Raw genomic sequence first — 16,479 nt, 5'->3', positions numbered from 1 at the left:
GCGATTGAGGGCATTGGGAACGACCGGGCTAGGCGCCTCCGCTGTGTCTTTGCTATCGTCGCCGGGGTCGTGGTGGCGCCTGGTCTGCGGCACCGCCTTTCACCCACCGTTTCGTCAGCATGTGTTCCCCATGGATGCTTCCCAGCCCTTTGCCGCCTCCCCCCTCGCCGACGCCGGCCTCAATCTCCACGCCGTTTTCAATCTGGCCGACCTGCCCGCCGGGCTACGGCAATCCTTGGCGGACGCCGGCCCCGGGCGGGATAACTACCGGCAGCTGATCCTCATCGGCCACGGCGGACGCCGCCTCTGGCAGGCCGTGCAAGCCGCCCACCCGCCGGGGCCGGACCCCATCGACACCTTCACCGTGCAGACCCTGCAAGACTGGTTCGCTCGCCATTACCCCTCGGCCCGTTACACCCTGCTGTACCCGGCACCGGATTCGGCCCCCGGCGTGGGGCTGCAAAGTCTGGGAGAACTGGCGGGCTGGCACCAGCCCGGGCCTTTCATGCTCGGGGTGCGGGCTGACTGGGGCAGCTGGTTCGCCTACCGAGCGGTGATCCTGGCGGATACGGCATTCGCCCCAACGCCGGCCTACGCTGCCCCGCCCCCCTGCGCCAGTTGTGCCGGGCGGCCCTGCGTGGCGGCCTGCCCCGGCGGCGCCATGGCCACGGGGCAATTTTCCCTCACCGCCTGCGTGCCCTACCGCAAGGCCAAGGATTCCGCCTGCAAGGCCACCTGCCTGGCCCGCCTGGCCTGCCCCGTGGGCGCCGAACACCGTTACGACGCGGCCCAGCTGGCCCACACCTACGGCATCTCCATGGCTGCCATCGAGGCCTGGTACTAGCCCTTCGTCACGACAAGGCGGATACGCCCTCGCCCCAAGGGGAGCCAGCAGCCCCGCCAGACAGCGGGGCGGCAACACCCGTCACCCCCAACCTCAGCCCTGCCAGAGCAGGCCGCTGGCGCGCAACAGCAGCAGCGCGGCAGCCAGCAGACTGACCAGGGCGAAGCTTTGCTGCAAACGGTGGCCCGCCAGACGGGCCCCTATCCCCTGCCCCAGCAGCAGGCCGGCCACGGCACCGCCGCCGAACGGCAGGGCCGCGGCCCAGGGAATGGCGCCGTGCCAGGCGGCGGCGCCGATGCCCCCCAGGGCCACCAGGGTGATGACGCCCAGGGAGGTGGCCAGCACGCTGCGCTGGGGCAGGTCGGAATGGCGCCCCAGGGCCGGTACGATGACGAACCCGCCCCCGACGCCCAGCAGGCCGCTGAGCAGGCCGCTCACCAGGCCAGTGCCGGCCAGGGCCCGGGCGCAGGGCAGGTTCCAGAGAAAGCGCCCCTGGGCCGGGTCCAGGCGACAGGCAACACCGGGCCGGGCCGCCGCCAGGCAGTCGGCCTCCCCGCCCCCGCCCTTTGCTCCCCGGGCACCCTGCCGGGCCCGGCGCAGGGTGGCCAGGGCAGTCCACACCAGCACCAGGGCGAAGGCCGCCATCAGGGGCCGGTTGGGCACTTGATGGGCCAGCCACACCCCCAGGGGAGCCGTGGCCATGCCCACCAGGCCGATCAGGCCCGCCGCCCGGTAGCGCAGGATGCCCTGGCGCCAGCCGAGGAAAGCCCCCAGGCCCGCCGCCAGCCCCACCGCCAGGAGGCCGATGGGCGCCGCCTGCTGCATGGGCAGGCCGAGGCCGAAAACCAGCAGCGGCACGGCGATGATGCCGCCGCCGGCGCCACTCATGGCCAGGATCAGCCCCACCACCCCGCCCAGCAGGATGGCCAGGCCATGCACTTCAGTCCACCAGGCCATCGCTGCTTACAGCCCGTTGAGGGGAATTTTCAGGTAGCGGGTGCCGTTGGCCTCCGGCTCGGGAAACTGGCCGGCCCGCATGTTCACCTGCACCGACGGCAGGATCAGCACCGGCATCTCCAGGGTGGCGTCCCGCTTGCTGCGCAGGGCGACGAAATCCGCTTCACTGACACCGTCATGCACATGGATGTTGGCCGCCCGCTGGGCGCCGACGGTGGTGATGTAGCCCAGGGGACGGCCCTCAGGCGGGTAGTCGTGGCAGAGGTAGAGCCGGGTCTCCGCCGGCAAGGCCAGCAGGCGCCGCACCGAGCGGTAAAGAATCTCCGCATTGCCGCCCGGGAAGTCGCAACGGGCGGTGCCGGTATCGGGCATGAACAGGGTATCGCCGACGAACACCACCTGCTCCTCGCCATCCGACACCAGATAGCTGACACAGGCCGGGGTGTGGCCGGGGGTGTGCAGCACCCGGAAGGTGAGTTGGCCCAGGGCGAAGGTTTCGTCGTCGGCAAAAAGGTGGTCGAACTGGCGGCCATCGGTGGCAAAGCCCTCCCCGGCATTGAAGAGCTGGCCGAAGACCTTCTGCACCACGCCGATCTGGTTGCCGATGCCGGTCTTTCCCCCCAACTTTTCCTTCAGATAGGCGGCGGCGGAAAGATGGTCCGCATGGACATGGGTTTCCAGAATCCACGCCACCTTGGCGCCCAGTTCCTGGACCCGGGCGATGAGCCGGTCGGCGCTGGCGGTTCTGGTGCGCCCCGATTTGGGGTCGTAGTCGAGCACGCTGTCGATGAGCGCACAGGCCCGGCTTTGGGGATCGAACACCAGATGGCTGACGGTGCTGGTGGCGGGGTCGAAAAAGCTGTCGATATGCACGATGGCGCTCCTTGGGGTCGTCCGGCGCGGGCCAATGGATGGGAGGAAGCGTACAGGACGGCGAGGGGCGCTGCTTTACTGCAACGCCTGATCGCCTGTCGAATACATTATCGAATAATAATATATTGATTCACATAATATCAATCAATATAATGAAAGCCATCCCGACTCTGAAAGCTGCCCATGGAAACTGCCAGCCCGCCCCTGGATATGGCCCTGATGCGCGAAGGCGCCAGCCAGGCCAAGGCCATGCTCACCGCCCTGGCCAATGAAAACCGCCTGCTGCTGCTCTGCCAGCTGACCCACGGGGAAAAATCCGTCAGCGACCTGGAATCGGCCCTGGACCTGCACCAGCCCACCCTCTCCCAGCAGCTCGGGGTGCTGCGCAGCGAGGGTCTGGTGACTACCCGCCGGGACGGCAAGCGCATCTACTACGCCATAGCCGACCCCCGGGTGCACAGCCTGCTGGGCATCCTTTACCAGCTCTACTGCCCGGCCAAGTAAATACGGCAGCGCGCCCACAGACACTCCCATGAATTTTCCCCGCAAGCCCTGCCCCAACAGCCAGCCCGCACCGGGCACCGCCCGCCAGAGCAGCCCGGCCCGCCCCAATTGACGAAAGGAAACCCCATGACCCTGGACTGGACCCACTTCACCCCCTGGAGCGCCCTCGCCGGCGGCCTGCTGATCGGCCTGGCCACCGCCCTGCTGCTGCTCTTCAACGGCCGCATTGCCGGCATCAGCGGCATCATCGGCAGCCTGCTGCCCAAGCCCCCCAAGGGCGACAGCGCCTGGCGCCTGGCCTTTGCCGGCGGCCTGCTGGCGGCCCCCCTGCTCTATTCCCTCTTTGCCGCCCTGCCCGCCAGCCAGGTGGATGCGGGCTGGGGCACCCTGGTGATCGCCGGCCTGCTGGTGGGCTTCGGCACCCGCCTGGGCTCCGGCTGCACCAGCGGCCACGGGGTCTGCGGGCTTTCCCGCCTGTCCCCCCGCTCCCTGGTGGCCACCCTCACCTTCATGGCCCTGGGCTTTACCACCGTTTTCGTCACCCGCCATCTTTTCCCGGGAGTTCTGGCATGAACATCCTCAGCGCCTTCATCGTCGGCCTGGTCTTTGGCCTCGGCCTCATCGTTTCCGGCATGGGCAACCCCGCCAAGGTGCTCGGCTTTCTCGACTTGGCCGGGGCCTGGGACCCTTCCCTGGCCTTCGTCATGGGTGGCGCCATCGCCGTCGGGCTGGTGGCTTTCCGCATTGGCGGCCAGCGCGCCCGCTCCTTCCTCGGCCACCCCATGCAGATTCCCACGGCCCGGCAGTTGGACAAGCGCCTCGTCATCGGCAACGCCCTCTTCGGCATCGGCTGGGGCCTGGCCGGCATCTGCCCGGGGCCGGGCTTCATCCTGGTAGGCAGCGGCATTCCCCAGGGGCTGGTATTCGTGCTGGCCATGCTGGCCGGGATGCTGGCCTTCCAGCTCCTGCCCAAACGCTGAACGGGTGAACCGTGGCATCCCTGGAAGGCAATAGGGACGCCATTCTTCCCGTCATCACCCCGGAGCGGCAAGCGGGGCGGGGCCTCTGGACAAACCCCGCGCCCTGCTTGCCTCTCCGGGCAGTTTTAAGTAGTGCTGACTTAGGCGGCACAGACAGCCGCTGCTCAAGGCGCTAGCCCCCCCAGTGAAAAGGGCATGACCGTTACCGGCCATGCCCTTTTTCATTGCCAACATTGCCCGGCCAATCCGGGCGGAACTTCGCTTGAGGCAACCCGGGATGGCCCCGGAATCCCTCCGGGGCCGCGCCTAGATCAAGCCAATATCACCCCAGGGTGTCCTTCCAGATGGTTTCGGCCCAGGCCCGGGTGTACAAGCCTTCGCTCACCGAAGGCTCGGTGGAGACGCCGCCGGAGCCTTGCACCACCAGGGGCACCTTCTTCTCCGGGTCGTAGCGGTGCACCGAATCCACGTGGATGGCCCGCCGGTTATCCACCAGGGAATAGCAGGTGTTGGCCAGCAGGGTCGGCGTCGGGGTGCGGCCGGAGAGCAGTTCGACGATGGCGGCGGCCACGGCCTTGCCATGCTGGTTGGCCATGTGGCCGGACTTGGGCATGAGGGGCGCGGCCTGCAGGGCATCGCCGACGATGTGCACGTTTTTCACGGCGGTGGATTCGAGGGTCACCCAATCCACGTCGCACCAGCGGTTATTGACGTTCACCAGGCCGGCTTCCCGGGCGATGTCGCCGGCCCGCTGGGGCGGCAGCACGTTGAGCACGTCGGCGGTGAATTTGTCGCCCAGCTCGCTGGTGACGGTCTTGCTCGCCGCATCCACGGCCACCACGTTCCAGTTGGGGCGGTATTCGACGATGCCCTTGTAGTCGTTCTCCCAGACGCTGCGGAAGAGCTTTTCCTTGGACTGCACCTTGTCGTTGGCGTCCAGCAGAACCACCTTGCTGTTGGGCTTGTGGGTCTTGAAGTAGTAGGCGATCTGGCAGGCCCGCTCGTAGGGCCCCGGGGGGCAGCGGTAAGGCGCCTTGGGAATGGTCAGGGCGTAGGTCCCGCCGTCGGGCAGGTCTTCCAGCTGCTTGCGCAGGGCCAGGGTCTGGGGGCCGGCTTTCCAGGCGTGGAGGATGGTTTCCCGGGCCTTGTCGTCGTAACCGGCGATCTGGCTGTAGTCGAAGTCGAAGCCGGGGGCCACCACCAGGCGGTCGTAGGCGAACTCGCCGGCTTTGTCGGTTTTGACCTGGCGCTTGTCGGTGTCGATGGCGGTGACGCTGGCGTGCACCACCTTGACGCCCCAGGTCTTCTTCAGGGCATCGTAGCTGTGGCGCAGGGTCTTGAAATCCCGGTTGCCGCCCAGCACTTCGTTGGAGGTGGGGCAGGAAATGAATTCCTGGTTGCGCTCGATGAGCACCACCTCGATGCGGCCTTCGCTCCACTTGCGCAGGTACTTGGCCGCCGTGGCGCCGCCAAAGCCGCCGCCTACCACCACCACGCGGCCCAGGGGCTTGCCCTTCACCGCCGCCAGGGCGTTGCCGGAAAGCGCGCCCACGGAAGCCGCGGCGCCCAGGGCCTTGATCAGGGTACGGCGGGAAAATTTGATCTGTTCCATCTTGGCTATCCTCCTCAGGGCTTCTGTTTGGCGAAGTAGTCGGCGATGACGGCGATTTCCTCGTCCGTATAGCCCTTGGCCAGCTGATGCATGATGGTGGCCGGACGGCTGCCGTCCTTGAAGCCCTTCATGGTTTCGACGATGTACACCGCCTCCTTGCCGGCCAGGCCCGGAATGGCGGCGTTGCTGCGGCCGTCGGTGCCGTGGCAGTTGAAGCAGTTGGCGACGAAATAGGGGGTGGGCGTGGTAGCTGCCGGTGCCGCCTTGGCGGGCGGCTGAGCCGCCGCCGGCAGCGCGGTGAGGGCTGACAGCGCGGTCAGGGTGGATAAGGCGAGAACGCCCAGGCCCCGGGAGAGTGCGCGTTTATTCATGCTGGCTCCTTGGATGAAATAAAGGTTAATGCCGGCCCGGCAGGGCAGGCGGTGGATGCGAAAAAGGTTCATGACCCATGGGCTCATGACTCGGGCTTCATGGCGTGGGGCGGACCACGGTTTCGGCCCAGTTCTCGTCGCCCCGGTTGTCGCGCCAGCCCACCCGCACCGTGTCGCCGGCCTTGGCGCCCTTGAGGCGCCAGCCGAAGAGCGGGTCCTTGGCCACGCCGGAACCGGTTTCCACCTGGATCACGGTCTGGCCGTTGAGCTGGAGTTGCACCTGGGTGATGTAGCGGGCGGCGATGAGGCGCCCGGCCTCGTCCTTGGCCAGGCCGTTCTCCATGGGATGGCTGAAGAGGGTTTTCACCACCAGGGCGTCCCCCTCCAGGCTGGCCCGCAGGCGAATGGGGTAACTGCTGTTCTGGCTCATGGCATCACCCCGGCAGGCAACCGCCGACGATGACCTTCACCTCCCGGGTGGTGGTGTAGAGCCGGCCGTCGGCCTGGACGATGGCCCGCAGGCGGGAGCTTTCCCCCAGCTTCACCTTCAGCTCCAGCCAGGGCTGGACCTGGATCGGCGCATCGGGCGCAAAGGCGGCATCCACCAGCAGGGGGAAAAGGTTCTTTTCGGCGATGAGCAGCACCCGCTCCACCCGGGGCAGGCTGACAGACACCTCCACCGGCACGTTGGCGCCGTTTTCCGCCACGTCCGGGGCGTGGATGCGGATGCCCTGCCCTTCCGCCAGTTCCGTTGGCGCCGCCAGGCCCAGGGCACCGAATACGGATTCGGGGCTGCGGGCGTTGAAGGCGTTTTCATTGCGGCTGGCCGCCCGGGCCCAGCGGGGCGAGGCCAGCAGGGCCGCCAGCAGGGCACCGGCGGAGGCGGCGATGAAACGGCGCCGGCTCCGGGATTCCTGGCCCGCGCCCGCCAGGGCCGGCACGGCTACCGCACCCCGATCTCCCCGCTCCCCCGCCTCAGCGGGGGGCCGGGAGACGCCGGTGCGACGGGCACTCATGGCGAGACGGCTCATTTGCCAGCCACGCCCGGAGCGGCCTGGCTGGCGCCGCTGACGCCGGCGATGGCCTTGAGCAGGGTCACCAGATTGTCCGGCGTGGCCGCCTTGAGGAAGGCGCCGATGATCTGGGGATCGGTCAGGGTGGTGACCCAGCGCCCGGTGACCTGGGCATCCCCCAGGCGCACCACGCTCTCCACCAGGGCCGGATTAACCAGGGCGTTGGCCCAGGCCAGCATGGCTGCCGGCTCCAGGTTGTGGGAGACGAAATCGCTCTGGGCGAGCTGGGTCATGGCGTTGATCCAGCCCAGCAGGGACGCAGGGCGGGCCAGCCGGGTCAGGGCCGTGAGGGTTTCCTCCCGGGTCAGCAGGCGGATCCAGTCATTGACCAGGCGGGGCTCGGCCAGCTTGGCAAAGCTGTCCAGCAGCTTGGGGTTGGAAAGGGCAACGATCCACTTCTCGAACAGGGCCGGGTCGGAAAGGCGCAGGGCGACGCTGATGCTGCGGGGGTCCAGCAGCACATCCACATAGCGTTGCAGCTTCTGCTTGTCGGCGGCGCTGCCGATGATGGCCTCGAAGGCCGGCTGGTAGTAGGCGGCGTTGGCCCACTGGGCCAGCAGCTTGTCGTCCGCCAGGCGGCTCAGGCTCTCGGCCAGGCGGGGGTCGGCAATGGCGGCCACCCAGGCTTCGATGAGGGCCGGATCGGCGCTTTTCAGGGCCGCCTCCACCAGGGCCGGGTGGGTGGCGGCCTGAATCCAGGTGCCCACCACGTTGCGGTCGGTGCTGGTGACGATGGCCTCGAAGGCGGCCGGGTCCGCCAGCTGGCGAATCCAGGCCTTCAGCTGCTCGGGGCCGGCAATGGCGTTGGCTTCCCGGGCGCCGGCCTTGGCCGGCAACTTGGCCAGCTTTTCGGTAATGGCGTGGAAGGTGGCGGCATCCAGGGGGTGCTCGGCCCAGGCCAGGGCTGACAGGCCGAGATTGGCCACCAGCGCGGCCGCCAGGGCGGTTTGCCGGAAAGAGAAAGTCGCGGAAAAAACAGCGGGGAAAGCAGTCAATTTCATGAGATCGCTCCTTACAGGTCGCCGTTGGCGCCGGCCTGGATGATTTCCTCCAGGGACTTGCGGATGCGCTCGGCCCCCTGGCGCACGTTGTCGGGCAGGGTGTTGGGATTGGGGGAGCCGTCGAACCAGCTCACGTCCCAATCCAGCATCACCAGCCAGACCTTGCCGGCGGCGTCTTCCACCACGGCGATGCGGCAGGGGAAGAAGATGACGAACTCCAGGCTGTAATCCAGAATGTCCCGGGCCAGCTGGGCGTCGCAGAAATTGAACACTTCCACCTTGGGGGTGGGCTTGCCGGTGAGGGCGGCCACGTCCTTGTAGATGGAATTGACGCCGACGAACTTGAAATTGAGCTTGTTGGCCCGGGCCTTGAGGGAAGCCACCACGTCGTCGTAGGAAACGCCGGGCTTGGCTTCCACCTTGTAGGCCAGCAGATTGACCATGTCCCGCACCGACAGGGGGTTGAAGGCGGTGCCGCTCTGCATGAAGCGCTTGCGGGCTTCGGGGGTGATGGGGTCCATCACCGTATTGGGGGTGAATTGCTTCTTGGCCGGGGCCGGGGCGGTGTATTTCTCGGGCACGGCATAGCTGCTCTGGGCCAGCACGGGGGGGGCTGCAAGGGTGCCGAGGGCGCCGACGGCACATAGCAGGGCCCGGGCGGATTGACGAAGTTTGGTCATGTTCTGGGTCATGTCATTTCCCCTTTTTCTTGGCTTCGGCCTTGGTTTCACCCTTGGCGGCGGCGTGATGCAGGCCGTCAGCCCCCTGCACGGAGGCCTTCAGCACCTGGGCCATGGCCCGCAGGGTGGCATCCACCAGCTTGGGGTCCGAGGCCAGCAGCAAGGCATTGAGCACCTTGGGCTCGGTCAGGGCGTTGGCGTAGGGCACGGCGATCTTGGGGTCGCTCCAGGCCAGGCCGGCGGCCAGCAGCTTGGGTTCGGTGAGGGCGGCGATCCAGTGGTTGATCAGTTCCGGCGTGGCGAAACGGGTCACCGCCTCGATGGTCTTGGGATGGGTTACCGCCTCGATCCACTGGCCCACCAGCTTGGGGTCGGCAAACTTGAGCACGGCGGCGATGATCTTCGGGTCCGTGGCCAGGGCCGCCAGCTGGTTGATCAGCTTGGGGTCGGCGTACTGCACCAGGGCCTGGACGTAGCGCGGGTCGGTGAAGGCCGTGGCATAGGCCTGTACCGCCTTGTCGTCGGCGAACTGCAGGAAGGTGGCCACCAGGCGAGGGTCGGTGCCGGCTTGCAGCCACTGGTTCCACAGGCTGGCATCGGCCAGGACGGCGAGGCGCTCGATCAGTTTGGGGTCGGCAAAGGCCCGGGCCAGGCGGGAGACATAGACCGGATCGGCCCAGGCCAGGGTGGCCTGGATGAGGGCCGGGTTGCTCAGCAGATTGACCCAGGCGCCGGCGATCTTCGGGTCCCCCAGCTTGAGCACGGCGGCAATCAGGCGGGGATCGGTGAAGGTCTTGATCCACTGCCCCACCACCTTGCGGTCGCTCAGTTGCAGCACCGCATTGACAATGCGCGGGTCGGCAAAACCGTTCACCCATTGCTGGATCAGGGCCGGGTCGGTGGCCTTGAGTACATTGCCCACCACCGCCGGGTTGGTCATGACCTCGGCCCAGCGGGCCAGGTTTTCCGGGTTGCCCTGCTTGAGCAGGGCTTCCAGGGTGTCGGGGCTGGTCAGCACCTGGACCCAGACCGTCAGGGTCTTGGGATCCACCAACTGGGCAAAGCTGGCCACGCTGTCGGGCTGCTTGAGGGCCTTGGCGGCGGTGTCGGCCATCTTGTCCACGGCCTTGCCGTCGTACTGGGCCAGGGCGGTGCCGGGCAGGGTCACGGCCAGACCGGCGACCAGACAGGCCGCCAGGGTGAGGGGGCGCCGGGCAGGCGCCCGGTCAAACCAATGGGGCATAGGATTCTCCCTTGAAAAATGTTGTTCTCGCCTCGGCCAGGCCCGTCCTGTAAGGGTTGCGGAGCTGGCCGGGGTTTTCAGGGAGGCATCCTAATCAACACGGCATATAATTCAAAAAACTTTATTAACCTATAACTTCTAACTTTTGGTTATAAATAGCTGGCGATACGCCCAGAAAGAGGGAGTCAGGCCTTAGTCCATTACTTATTCCAAAACAGATATAGAAATATAAATATTGATTACTTATGGAGCTATATTTTCCTGCCATACTCGCTCCATCAATTTTTTGTGGGCCCAAGGCCCGGGAGACCTGTCATGAAGTCCTGCGAGCTGCTCAATGCGCTGGTTGCGGCCCTGACCATGGCCTCCGCCCAGGTGGATGAAGCCCCGGCCCAGAGCGTCATCGAGCCTGCCCACATCCAGGTTTCCGAGAACCGCCCGAGCGAACCCCGGCCGCGCCTGTTGCGCCGGGCTGCCAAGCCCCAGACTGCCGCACCGACCCACGGCGACTGACCTTCCGCCCTCGCCCTGCCGCCGGTCGGGCGCTTCAACGATGGTGGGGCTCGGCCCCGATACGGTGCCCCTCTCCCGCTCCCCGACAGCGGCACCTTTCTCCATCGCCAACGGGCCCTGCTGCGATCTCTGCGACAGGCGCCCTACTCCAGCCGTTCCGGTTAGTCCCGCGCCATTTCCGTGACTTGCCCAGGCCATGCCCTGTATGGGCTCAAGCTGCCTGGCAACACCACGCCCCCAATCCCGGGCGTGACCCCAACAGCGGTGGTAGTGGTATCGGTAAGGCCGGTCATGGATGATGAACCGCGCGGCGAAAAATAGCCTTACCGGTTGCACGGCCAAATTCACCGTTCATATAATGCGCCTCCCTCAATGCGCCCCCGGCCCCGCGCCATGCCCTTTTCCCTCCCTGTCAGTGCCAACCCGGCCATTCCGGAGGATGTGCCCCTGCACCAGCCGTCGTTCTCCCACGACGATGGGCTGGGCATCCTGCATTCGGCGCTGCCCCTGGAAGAAAAACTGCGGCAGATTCACCGCCACGTGCAGCAGGCCCTGCCCTTTCTCGACCGCATCTCGGTGGTGTCCTACGAGCCCCTGACGGACAAGCTGAAGACCTTTCTCCACTCCAGTGATCAGGACAGTCCGCTTTCGTTCTACGAAAGCACCCTGGCCCAGTCCCGCTCCCTGATGGAAATCGCCACCCTCCAGCGGCCCCGGGTGATCAACGACATGGAGGCCCTGGTCCGGGATGCCAGCCGCCAGCACACCCGGCGCATCGCCGGAGGCTACGGCGCCAGCTACACCATGCCGGTGAAGCAGAATGGTGAGCTGTACGGCTTTCTCTTCTTCAATTCCCGCCAGAAGTGGGTCTTCGATGCCCAGGCCCTGCGCTACCTGAACATGCTGGGCCATCAGCTTTCCCTGATGGTGAGCAACGAGCTGAGCTGCCTGCGCACCCTTGGCGCCTCGGTGCGCACGGTGACCCAGATCGCCCAGTTCCGGGATTTCGAGACCGGTGCCCACCTGGAGCGCATGGCCCACTACTCCCGCATCATCGCCCGGGAACTGGCGCCCCGCTGCCAGCGGGATGATGCCTTCGTCGAATACCTCTATCTGTTCGCCCCGCTCCACGACATCGGCAAGATCGCCATTCCCGATGCCATCCTGCTCAAGCCGGGCCGCCTGGAAGCAGAGGAGTTTGCCGTGATGCAGCAGCACACGGTGAAGGGCGCGGAAATCGTGGACACCATGCTGGACAATTTCGGCATCCGGGGCATGGCCCATGCCGACATGCTGCGCAATATCGTGCTGCACCACCACGAAACGGTGGATGGAACCGGCTACCCCCACAGACTCAAGGGCGAAGACATCCCCCTGGAAGCGCGGATCGTCACGGTGGCGGATGTCTTCGATGCTCTCACCAGCCGCCGGCCCTACAAGGAACCCTGGACGCCGGAAACCACCTTCCGCTTCCTGCAGGAGATGGCCGGCAGCAAGTTCGACCGGGATTGCGTGGATGCCCTGGTGCGCCACGAAGCAGAGGTACTGGCCATCCGCCAGCGCTTTGCCGAAGATTACCTGGGTTAGGCGAAAAGCGCCCGCAACGGCCCCTGGCGGCCATCGAAAGACGCGGCAGGAACGCCAGGAACGCACCTGTACCGGTGCCCTCCTCAGGGCGGGGCAACAACAGGCGTGGCCAGCCGCCGCCAGGCTCAGGCGGAAACGGGAATCTCGGTACGATCCACCACCCGCCGCAGCACGAAGCTGGTGTGCACCCCGGTCACCCCCTGGATGCGGGTGAGCTTGTTGAGCAGCAGGTCCTGGTAGGCATCCATGTCCCGCACCACCACCTTCAATTGGTAGTCCGACTGCTGGCCGGTGATCAGCAGGCATTCCAGCACCTCGGGAATATCCCGGATGGCCGCTTCCAGATTGGCGAAGCGCTCCGGGGTGTGCTGGTCCATGGAAATGCCGATGAGGGCCATCAGGGTCAGGCCCAGCTTCTTCGCATCCACCAGGGCGCGGTAGCCGGTGATCAGCCCCGCCTCTTCCAGGGTGCGCACCCGGCGCAGGCAGGGCGACGGCGAGAGGCCGATGCGGTCGGCCAGGTCCTGGTTGCTGATGCGGCCATCCTGCTGTAATACGGCGAGAATTTGCCTGTCGTAGCGATCAAGTTCCATATTGTTGCGCCATTTAAAATAATAACGATATTTTCTGCCGATCATAGCACCTATGACGGCAAACAACGCAATCGTCTGCCAAGGGCTTTTCCGTAGAATTCCTCCATCGAAATTCATTCTTTGGAGCCGACCATGGCACAACAAGCGCAAACCAAGTATCAGCCCTTCCCTCCCGTTCAGCTTGCTGACCGCCAGTGGCCCAACAAGGTCATCGACAAGGCGCCGATCTGGATGAGCACCGACCTTCGGGACGGCAACCAGTCCCTCTTCGAGCCCATGAACATCGACAAGAAGATGCAGATGTTCAAGACCCTCTGCGCCATCGGCTTCAAGGAAATCGAGGTGGCCTTCCCCTCCGCTTCCCAGACCGAATTCGATTTCGTGCGGGGCCTCATCGAAGGTGGACACATCCCCGAGGGCGTCAGCATCGAAGTGCTCACCCAGGCCCGGGAACATCTCATCCGCCGCACCTTCGAATCCTTGAAGGGCATCAAGCGGGCCATCGTGCATGTCTATAACGCCACCTCCAAGCCCTTCCGCGAAAACGTCTTCGGCATGAGCAAGGCCGAAGTGGTGAAGATGGCCGTGGATGCGGTGAAGCTCATGAAGGAATTGGCCGAGGCCCAGCCGGAAACCGAATTCACCCTCGAGTACAGCCCGGAAACCTTCACCGCCACCGAACTCGATTTCGCCCTCGAAATCTGTTCCGCCGTGGTGGAAGCCTGGGATGCCACCCCCAACCGCAAGGTGATCCTCAACCTCCCCACCACCGTGGAAGTGGCCACCCCCAACATCTACGCCGACCAGATCGAGTGGATGCACCGCCACTTGCCGCGCCGCGACAGCATCATCCTCAGCCTCCACCCCCACAATGACCGGGGCACCGCCGTGGCCGCCGCCGAGTTGGGCCTCATGGCCGGCGCTGACCGGGTGGAAGGCTGCCTCTTCGGCAACGGCGAGCGCACCGGCAATGTGGACTTGGTGACCCTCGCCCTCAACATGCACACCCAGGGCGTCAATCCGGGCCTCGACTTTTCGGACATCAACGCCATTGCCCGTACCTACGAGCATTGCACCCAGTTGCCCATTCACCCGCGCCATCCCTACGTGGGTGATCTCGTCTTCACGGCCTTCTCCGGCTCCCACCAGGACGCCATCAAGAAGGGTTTCTCGGCTCAAGAGGCCGGAACGCTGTGGAACGTGCCCTACCTCCCCATCGACCCCGCCGATGTGGGACGCAGCTACGACTCCGTGATCCGGGTCAACAGCCAGTCCGGCAAGGGGGGCATCGCCTACCTGATGGAAAACGAGCACGGCGTGGTCATGTCCCGCCGCCTCCAGGTGGAGTTCTCCGGCGTGGTGCAGCAGCACACCGATGCCCACGGCGGCGAAGTAACGGCCAGCGACATCTGGAAGCTCTTCTCCGACACCTATCTCGATAACGTCATGCCGGTGCGTTACCGGGAACATCACCTGACCGAGCAAGGCGGCAACCAGGGCATCCGCCTCTCGGTGGATATCCACGGCACGCCCCACATCCTCACGGGTGAAGGCAACGGCCCCATCAACGCCGCCGTCCATGCCTTGCAGAGCGCCGGCGTCAAGATCCAGGTGCGCAGCTACGAGGAACGCTCCATGGTGCCCATGGGCGAAGACGGCAACGCCCGGGCCTGTGCCTTCATGGAAGTGGCCGGCGGCGAACAGGGCGAGTGCTACGGGGTGGGCATCGACAGCAACATCGTCACCGCCTCCATCAAGGCCCTCATCAGCGGGGTGAACCGCACCCACGCCGGGGCCCGCCAGTTCTCCCCCCAGGCCGCCGCCTGATCCCGGTTGCGGGCCGCCATACGGGCCCGCCAAACAAAAACGGCGACGGATGATCCGTCGCCGTTTTTCATTGCAGCTTCGCCCAGCTTATTCGATGGCCAGGGCCGACTTGGCGTTCTGGCGCAGCACGAATTTCTGGATCTTGCCGGTGGAGGTCTTGGGCAGTTCGCCGAAGACGATCTGCTTGGGTACCTTGAAGTGGGCCATGTGCTCACGGCAGAAGGCCACCATCTCGGCTTCGGTGACGCTGGCGCCGGCCTTCAGTTCAACGAAGGCACAGGGCACCTCGCCCCACTTGGCATCGGGCTTGGCCACCACGGCGGCGGCGATCACCGCGGCGTGGCGATAAAGCACGTCTTCCACTTCCAGGGAGGAGATATTCTCGCCGCCGGAGATGATGATGTCCTTGGAGCGATCCTTGATCTTCACGTAACCATCGGCATGGACCACGGCCAGGTCGCCGGAGTGGAACCAGCCGCCGGCGAAGGATTCCTCGGTGGCGGCCGGGTTCTTCAGATAACCCTTCATCACCAGGTTGCCGCGGAACATGATCTCGCCCATGGTTTCGCCATCCCAGGGCACCGGCTCCATGGTTTCCGGGTCCATCACGGTGATGGCTTCCAGGGCGTGATAACGCACACCCTGACGGCCGTTGCGGGCGGTGCGCAGGTCCAGGGGCAGCTTGTCCCATTCCGGATGCTTGGCGCAGACGGAAGCCGGGCCGTAGGTTTCGGTCAGGCCATAGACGTGGGTGATGTTGAGGCCGATCAACTCGGCGCCCTCAATGATGGCGGCGGGAGGCGCAGCGCCGGCGATGAGGCCGCTCACCTGATGCTCGATGCCGGCCCGGACTTCCGCCGGGGCGTTGATCATCATGCCGTAGATGATGGGGGCGCCGCACATGTGGGTGACCTTGTGCTGGCGGATCAGGTTGAAGATGGTGCCCACCTCGATACGGCGCAGGCAGACGCTGGTGCCGGCATTGGCGGCCAGGGTCCAGGAGAAGCACCAGCCGTTGGCGTGGAACATGGGCAGGGTCCACAGATACACCGCATGGGGAGGCATGCCCCAGGAGACGATGTTGGACATGGAATTCAAATAGGCGCCCCGGTGGTGGTAGACCACGCCCTTGGGGTTGCCGGTGGTGCCGGAGGTGTAGTTGAGGGCGATGGCATCCCACTCGTCTTCAGGCAGGGACCAGGCGAATTCCGGGTCGCCCTCGGCGAGGAACGCTTCGTAGTCCATCACGCCCAGGCGCTCGCCGCCGGTGTAGTCCGGGTCCATGGCGTCGATGACCAGGGGCTTGGGGCCCTTCATCAGTTCCAGGGCGCCCTTGATGATGTTGGTGAATTCCGGATCGGTGATCAGTACCTTGGCCTCGCCGTGATCCAGCATGAAGGCTACGGCCTCGGCATCGAGGCGGGTGTTGAGGGTGTTGAGCACGGCGCCGGCCATGGGAATGCCGAAGTGGGCTTCGAACATGGGGGCCACGTTGGGCAGCATCACGGCCACGGTGTCGCCCTTGCCGATGCCCCGCTTCACCAGGGCGGAAGCCAGCTGGCGGCAGCGACGGTAGGAATCGACCCAGGTGTACTGGCGATCGCCCTGGATGACGGAAATTCGCTTCGGGTAAATATAGGCCGAGCGTTCGAGGAAGCTCAGGGGCGAGAGGGAAACATAGTTGGCCGGGTTTTTCTCGAGGCCGGTGCTGTAGGGATTGTTAGCAGCCACAACTTTCTCCAGATAATGCGAATGACGCGGGACCACCGCTGCGGGCGCCCGCCGGGGCTGGCCCGACGGCCGGTTTTATCCCTGGCCGCC

Annotated in this window: 18 protein-coding genes; 7 read left to right on the top strand and 11 right to left on the bottom strand. The window is 65.7% G+C overall.

All coding sequences use genetic code 11. From position 1 onward, the window contains the following. The first annotated feature begins 130 nt into the window (after positions 1–130). The gene (locus tag AZSI13_RS05610; RefSeq protein ID WP_109040200.1) at positions 131–844 is read left to right on the top strand and encodes a hypothetical protein; all 714 of its coding nucleotides are present in this window, start codon (positions 131–133) and stop codon (positions 842–844) included. Between the two features lie 93 nt (positions 845–937). Here the strand turns inward: AZSI13_RS05610 and AZSI13_RS05605 are convergent, their stop codons facing one another. Continuing rightward, on the bottom strand, positions 938–1,801 hold the full coding sequence (locus AZSI13_RS05605; RefSeq protein WP_109040199.1) for a sulfite exporter TauE/SafE family protein: 864 nt from the start codon (positions 1,799–1,801) through the stop codon (positions 938–940). Positions 1,802–1,807: 6 nt separating this feature from the next. Continuing rightward, the gene (locus AZSI13_RS05600; RefSeq protein ID WP_201262317.1) at positions 1,808–2,674 is read right to left on the bottom strand and encodes an MBL fold metallo-hydrolase; all 867 of its coding nucleotides are present in this window, start codon (positions 2,672–2,674) and stop codon (positions 1,808–1,810) included. A gap of 183 nt (positions 2,675–2,857) precedes the next feature. Here AZSI13_RS05600 and AZSI13_RS05595 point away from each other — a divergent pair, with 183 nt between their 5' ends. The 3 genes from AZSI13_RS05595 to AZSI13_RS05585 all read left to right on the top strand — a co-directional run bounded on the left by AZSI13_RS05595 (position 2,858) and on the right by AZSI13_RS05585 (position 4,158). After that, a complete protein-coding gene (locus tag AZSI13_RS05595; RefSeq protein ID WP_109040197.1) occupies positions 2,858–3,178 on the top strand; it encodes a metalloregulator ArsR/SmtB family transcription factor in 321 nt (106 codons plus the stop codon). 126 nt (positions 3,179–3,304) lie between these two features. Further along, positions 3,305–3,751 carry a YeeE/YedE family protein gene (locus tag AZSI13_RS05590; protein ID WP_109040196.1) on the top strand — a complete coding sequence of 149 codons (447 nt, stop codon included), beginning with the start codon at positions 3,305–3,307 and terminating at the stop codon, positions 3,749–3,751. After that, entirely contained in the window at positions 3,748–4,158 is a 411-nt protein-coding gene (locus AZSI13_RS05585) for a DUF6691 family protein (RefSeq protein WP_109040195.1), read from the top strand. The genes AZSI13_RS05590 and AZSI13_RS05585 overlap by 4 nt, the downstream gene beginning before the upstream one ends. Positions 4,159–4,480: 322 nt before the next feature. Here AZSI13_RS05585 and AZSI13_RS05580 read toward each other — a convergent pair whose 3' ends face one another. The 7 genes from AZSI13_RS05580 to AZSI13_RS05550 all read right to left on the bottom strand — a co-directional run bounded on the left by AZSI13_RS05580 (position 4,481) and on the right by AZSI13_RS05550 (position 10,138). After that, entirely contained in the window at positions 4,481–5,770 is a 1,290-nt protein-coding gene (locus tag AZSI13_RS05580; protein WP_109040194.1) for an NAD(P)/FAD-dependent oxidoreductase, read from the bottom strand. A gap of 14 nt (positions 5,771–5,784) precedes the next feature. Beyond that, positions 5,785–6,141, bottom strand: coding sequence for a c-type cytochrome (locus tag AZSI13_RS05575; RefSeq protein ID WP_109040323.1), 357 nt, complete (start codon positions 6,139–6,141; stop codon positions 5,785–5,787). Positions 6,142–6,238: 97 nt separating this feature from the next. Then, a complete protein-coding gene (gene soxZ, locus AZSI13_RS05570; RefSeq protein WP_109040193.1) occupies positions 6,239–6,571 on the bottom strand; it encodes a thiosulfate oxidation carrier complex protein SoxZ in 333 nt (110 codons plus the stop codon). 4 nt (positions 6,572–6,575) lie between these two features. Then, positions 6,576–7,172 (bottom strand): thiosulfate oxidation carrier protein SoxY, encoded by a 597-nt coding sequence (locus tag AZSI13_RS05565; RefSeq protein ID WP_109040192.1) that lies wholly within the window; start codon positions 7,170–7,172, stop codon positions 6,576–6,578. After that, a complete protein-coding gene (locus tag AZSI13_RS05560) occupies positions 7,169–8,215 on the bottom strand; it encodes a hypothetical protein (protein ID WP_109040191.1) in 1,047 nt (348 codons plus the stop codon). The genes AZSI13_RS05565 and AZSI13_RS05560 overlap by 4 nt, the downstream gene beginning before the upstream one ends. A gap of 11 nt (positions 8,216–8,226) precedes the next feature. Next, the gene (locus tag AZSI13_RS05555; RefSeq protein ID WP_109040190.1) at positions 8,227–8,907 is read right to left on the bottom strand and encodes a DUF302 domain-containing protein; all 681 of its coding nucleotides are present in this window, start codon (positions 8,905–8,907) and stop codon (positions 8,227–8,229) included. A 1-nt stretch (position 8,908) separates the two neighbouring features. Continuing rightward, on the bottom strand, positions 8,909–10,138 hold the full coding sequence (locus AZSI13_RS05550) for a hypothetical protein (RefSeq protein ID WP_109040189.1): 1,230 nt from the start codon (positions 10,136–10,138) through the stop codon (positions 8,909–8,911). A gap of 315 nt (positions 10,139–10,453) precedes the next feature. On the opposite strand from AZSI13_RS05550, the gene AZSI13_RS05545 reads away from it, so the two are divergent. Next, a complete protein-coding gene (locus tag AZSI13_RS05545; RefSeq protein WP_109040188.1) occupies positions 10,454–10,651 on the top strand; it encodes a hypothetical protein in 198 nt (65 codons plus the stop codon). A gap of 393 nt (positions 10,652–11,044) precedes the next feature. Further along, positions 11,045–12,238: an HD domain-containing phosphohydrolase gene (locus AZSI13_RS05540; protein WP_109040322.1), complete on the top strand. Its 1,194-nt coding sequence runs from the start codon at positions 11,045–11,047 to the stop codon at positions 12,236–12,238. 125 nt (positions 12,239–12,363) lie between these two features. Here the strand turns inward: AZSI13_RS05540 and AZSI13_RS05535 are convergent, their stop codons facing one another. Beyond that, positions 12,364–12,831, bottom strand: coding sequence for an Lrp/AsnC family transcriptional regulator (locus tag AZSI13_RS05535; protein WP_109040187.1), 468 nt, complete (start codon positions 12,829–12,831; stop codon positions 12,364–12,366). A gap of 132 nt (positions 12,832–12,963) precedes the next feature. Here AZSI13_RS05535 and leuA point away from each other — a divergent pair, with 132 nt between their 5' ends. Next, positions 12,964–14,658: a 2-isopropylmalate synthase gene (leuA, locus tag AZSI13_RS05530; RefSeq protein ID WP_109040186.1), complete on the top strand. Its 1,695-nt coding sequence runs from the start codon at positions 12,964–12,966 to the stop codon at positions 14,656–14,658. Positions 14,659–14,745: 87 nt separating this feature from the next. Here leuA and AZSI13_RS05525 read toward each other — a convergent pair whose 3' ends face one another. After that, positions 14,746–16,389, bottom strand: a complete 1,644-nt coding sequence (locus tag AZSI13_RS05525) for an acyl-CoA synthetase (RefSeq protein WP_109040185.1) — start codon at positions 16,387–16,389, stop codon at positions 14,746–14,748. Between the last annotated feature and the right edge of the window lie 90 nt (positions 16,390–16,479).

Origin of the sequence: Azospira sp. I13 (assembly GCF_003112695.1) — a bacterium.
In the GTDB taxonomy this organism is placed as follows: Bacteria; Pseudomonadota; Gammaproteobacteria; order Burkholderiales; family Rhodocyclaceae; genus Azospira.
Note: the sequence above shows the minus strand (reverse complement) of the source record. Positions and strands in the feature narration are given on the sequence as shown.

Bases quoted from the DNA above. Each gene is read 5' to 3' on its own strand.
- AZSI13_RS05555 (WP_109040190.1), bottom strand. From the start codon at position 8,907: ATGACCCAGAACATGACCAAACTTCGTCAATCCGCCCGGGCCCTGCTA.
- AZSI13_RS05575 (WP_109040323.1), bottom strand. From the start codon at position 6,141: ATGAATAAACGCGCACTCTCCCGGGGCCTGGGCGTTCTCGCCTTATCC.
- AZSI13_RS05550 (WP_109040189.1), bottom strand. From the start codon at position 10,138: ATGCCCCATTGGTTTGACCGGGCGCCTGCCCGGCGCCCCCTCACCCTG.
- AZSI13_RS05605 (WP_109040199.1), bottom strand. From the start codon at position 1,801: ATGGCCTGGTGGACTGAAGTGCATGGCCTGGCCATCCTGCTGGGCGGG.
- AZSI13_RS05585 (WP_109040195.1), top strand. From the start codon at position 3,748: ATGAACATCCTCAGCGCCTTCATCGTCGGCCTGGTCTTTGGCCTCGGC.
- soxZ (WP_109040193.1), bottom strand. From the start codon at position 6,571: ATGAGCCAGAACAGCAGTTACCCCATTCGCCTGCGGGCCAGCCTGGAG.
- AZSI13_RS05580 (WP_109040194.1), bottom strand. From the start codon at position 5,770: ATGGAACAGATCAAATTTTCCCGCCGTACCCTGATCAAGGCCCTGGGC.
- leuA (WP_109040186.1), top strand. From the start codon at position 12,964: ATGGCACAACAAGCGCAAACCAAGTATCAGCCCTTCCCTCCCGTTCAG.
- AZSI13_RS05590 (WP_109040196.1), top strand. From the start codon at position 3,305: ATGACCCTGGACTGGACCCACTTCACCCCCTGGAGCGCCCTCGCCGGC.
- AZSI13_RS05610 (WP_109040200.1), top strand. From the start codon at position 131: ATGGATGCTTCCCAGCCCTTTGCCGCCTCCCCCCTCGCCGACGCCGGC.
- AZSI13_RS05560 (WP_109040191.1), bottom strand. From the start codon at position 8,215: ATGAAATTGACTGCTTTCCCCGCTGTTTTTTCCGCGACTTTCTCTTTC.
- AZSI13_RS05595 (WP_109040197.1), top strand. From the start codon at position 2,858: ATGGAAACTGCCAGCCCGCCCCTGGATATGGCCCTGATGCGCGAAGGC.
- AZSI13_RS05540 (WP_109040322.1), top strand. From the start codon at position 11,045: ATGCCCTTTTCCCTCCCTGTCAGTGCCAACCCGGCCATTCCGGAGGAT.
- AZSI13_RS05545 (WP_109040188.1), top strand. From the start codon at position 10,454: ATGAAGTCCTGCGAGCTGCTCAATGCGCTGGTTGCGGCCCTGACCATG.
- AZSI13_RS05565 (WP_109040192.1), bottom strand. From the start codon at position 7,172: ATGAGCCGTCTCGCCATGAGTGCCCGTCGCACCGGCGTCTCCCGGCCC.
- AZSI13_RS05535 (WP_109040187.1), bottom strand. From the start codon at position 12,831: ATGGAACTTGATCGCTACGACAGGCAAATTCTCGCCGTATTACAGCAG.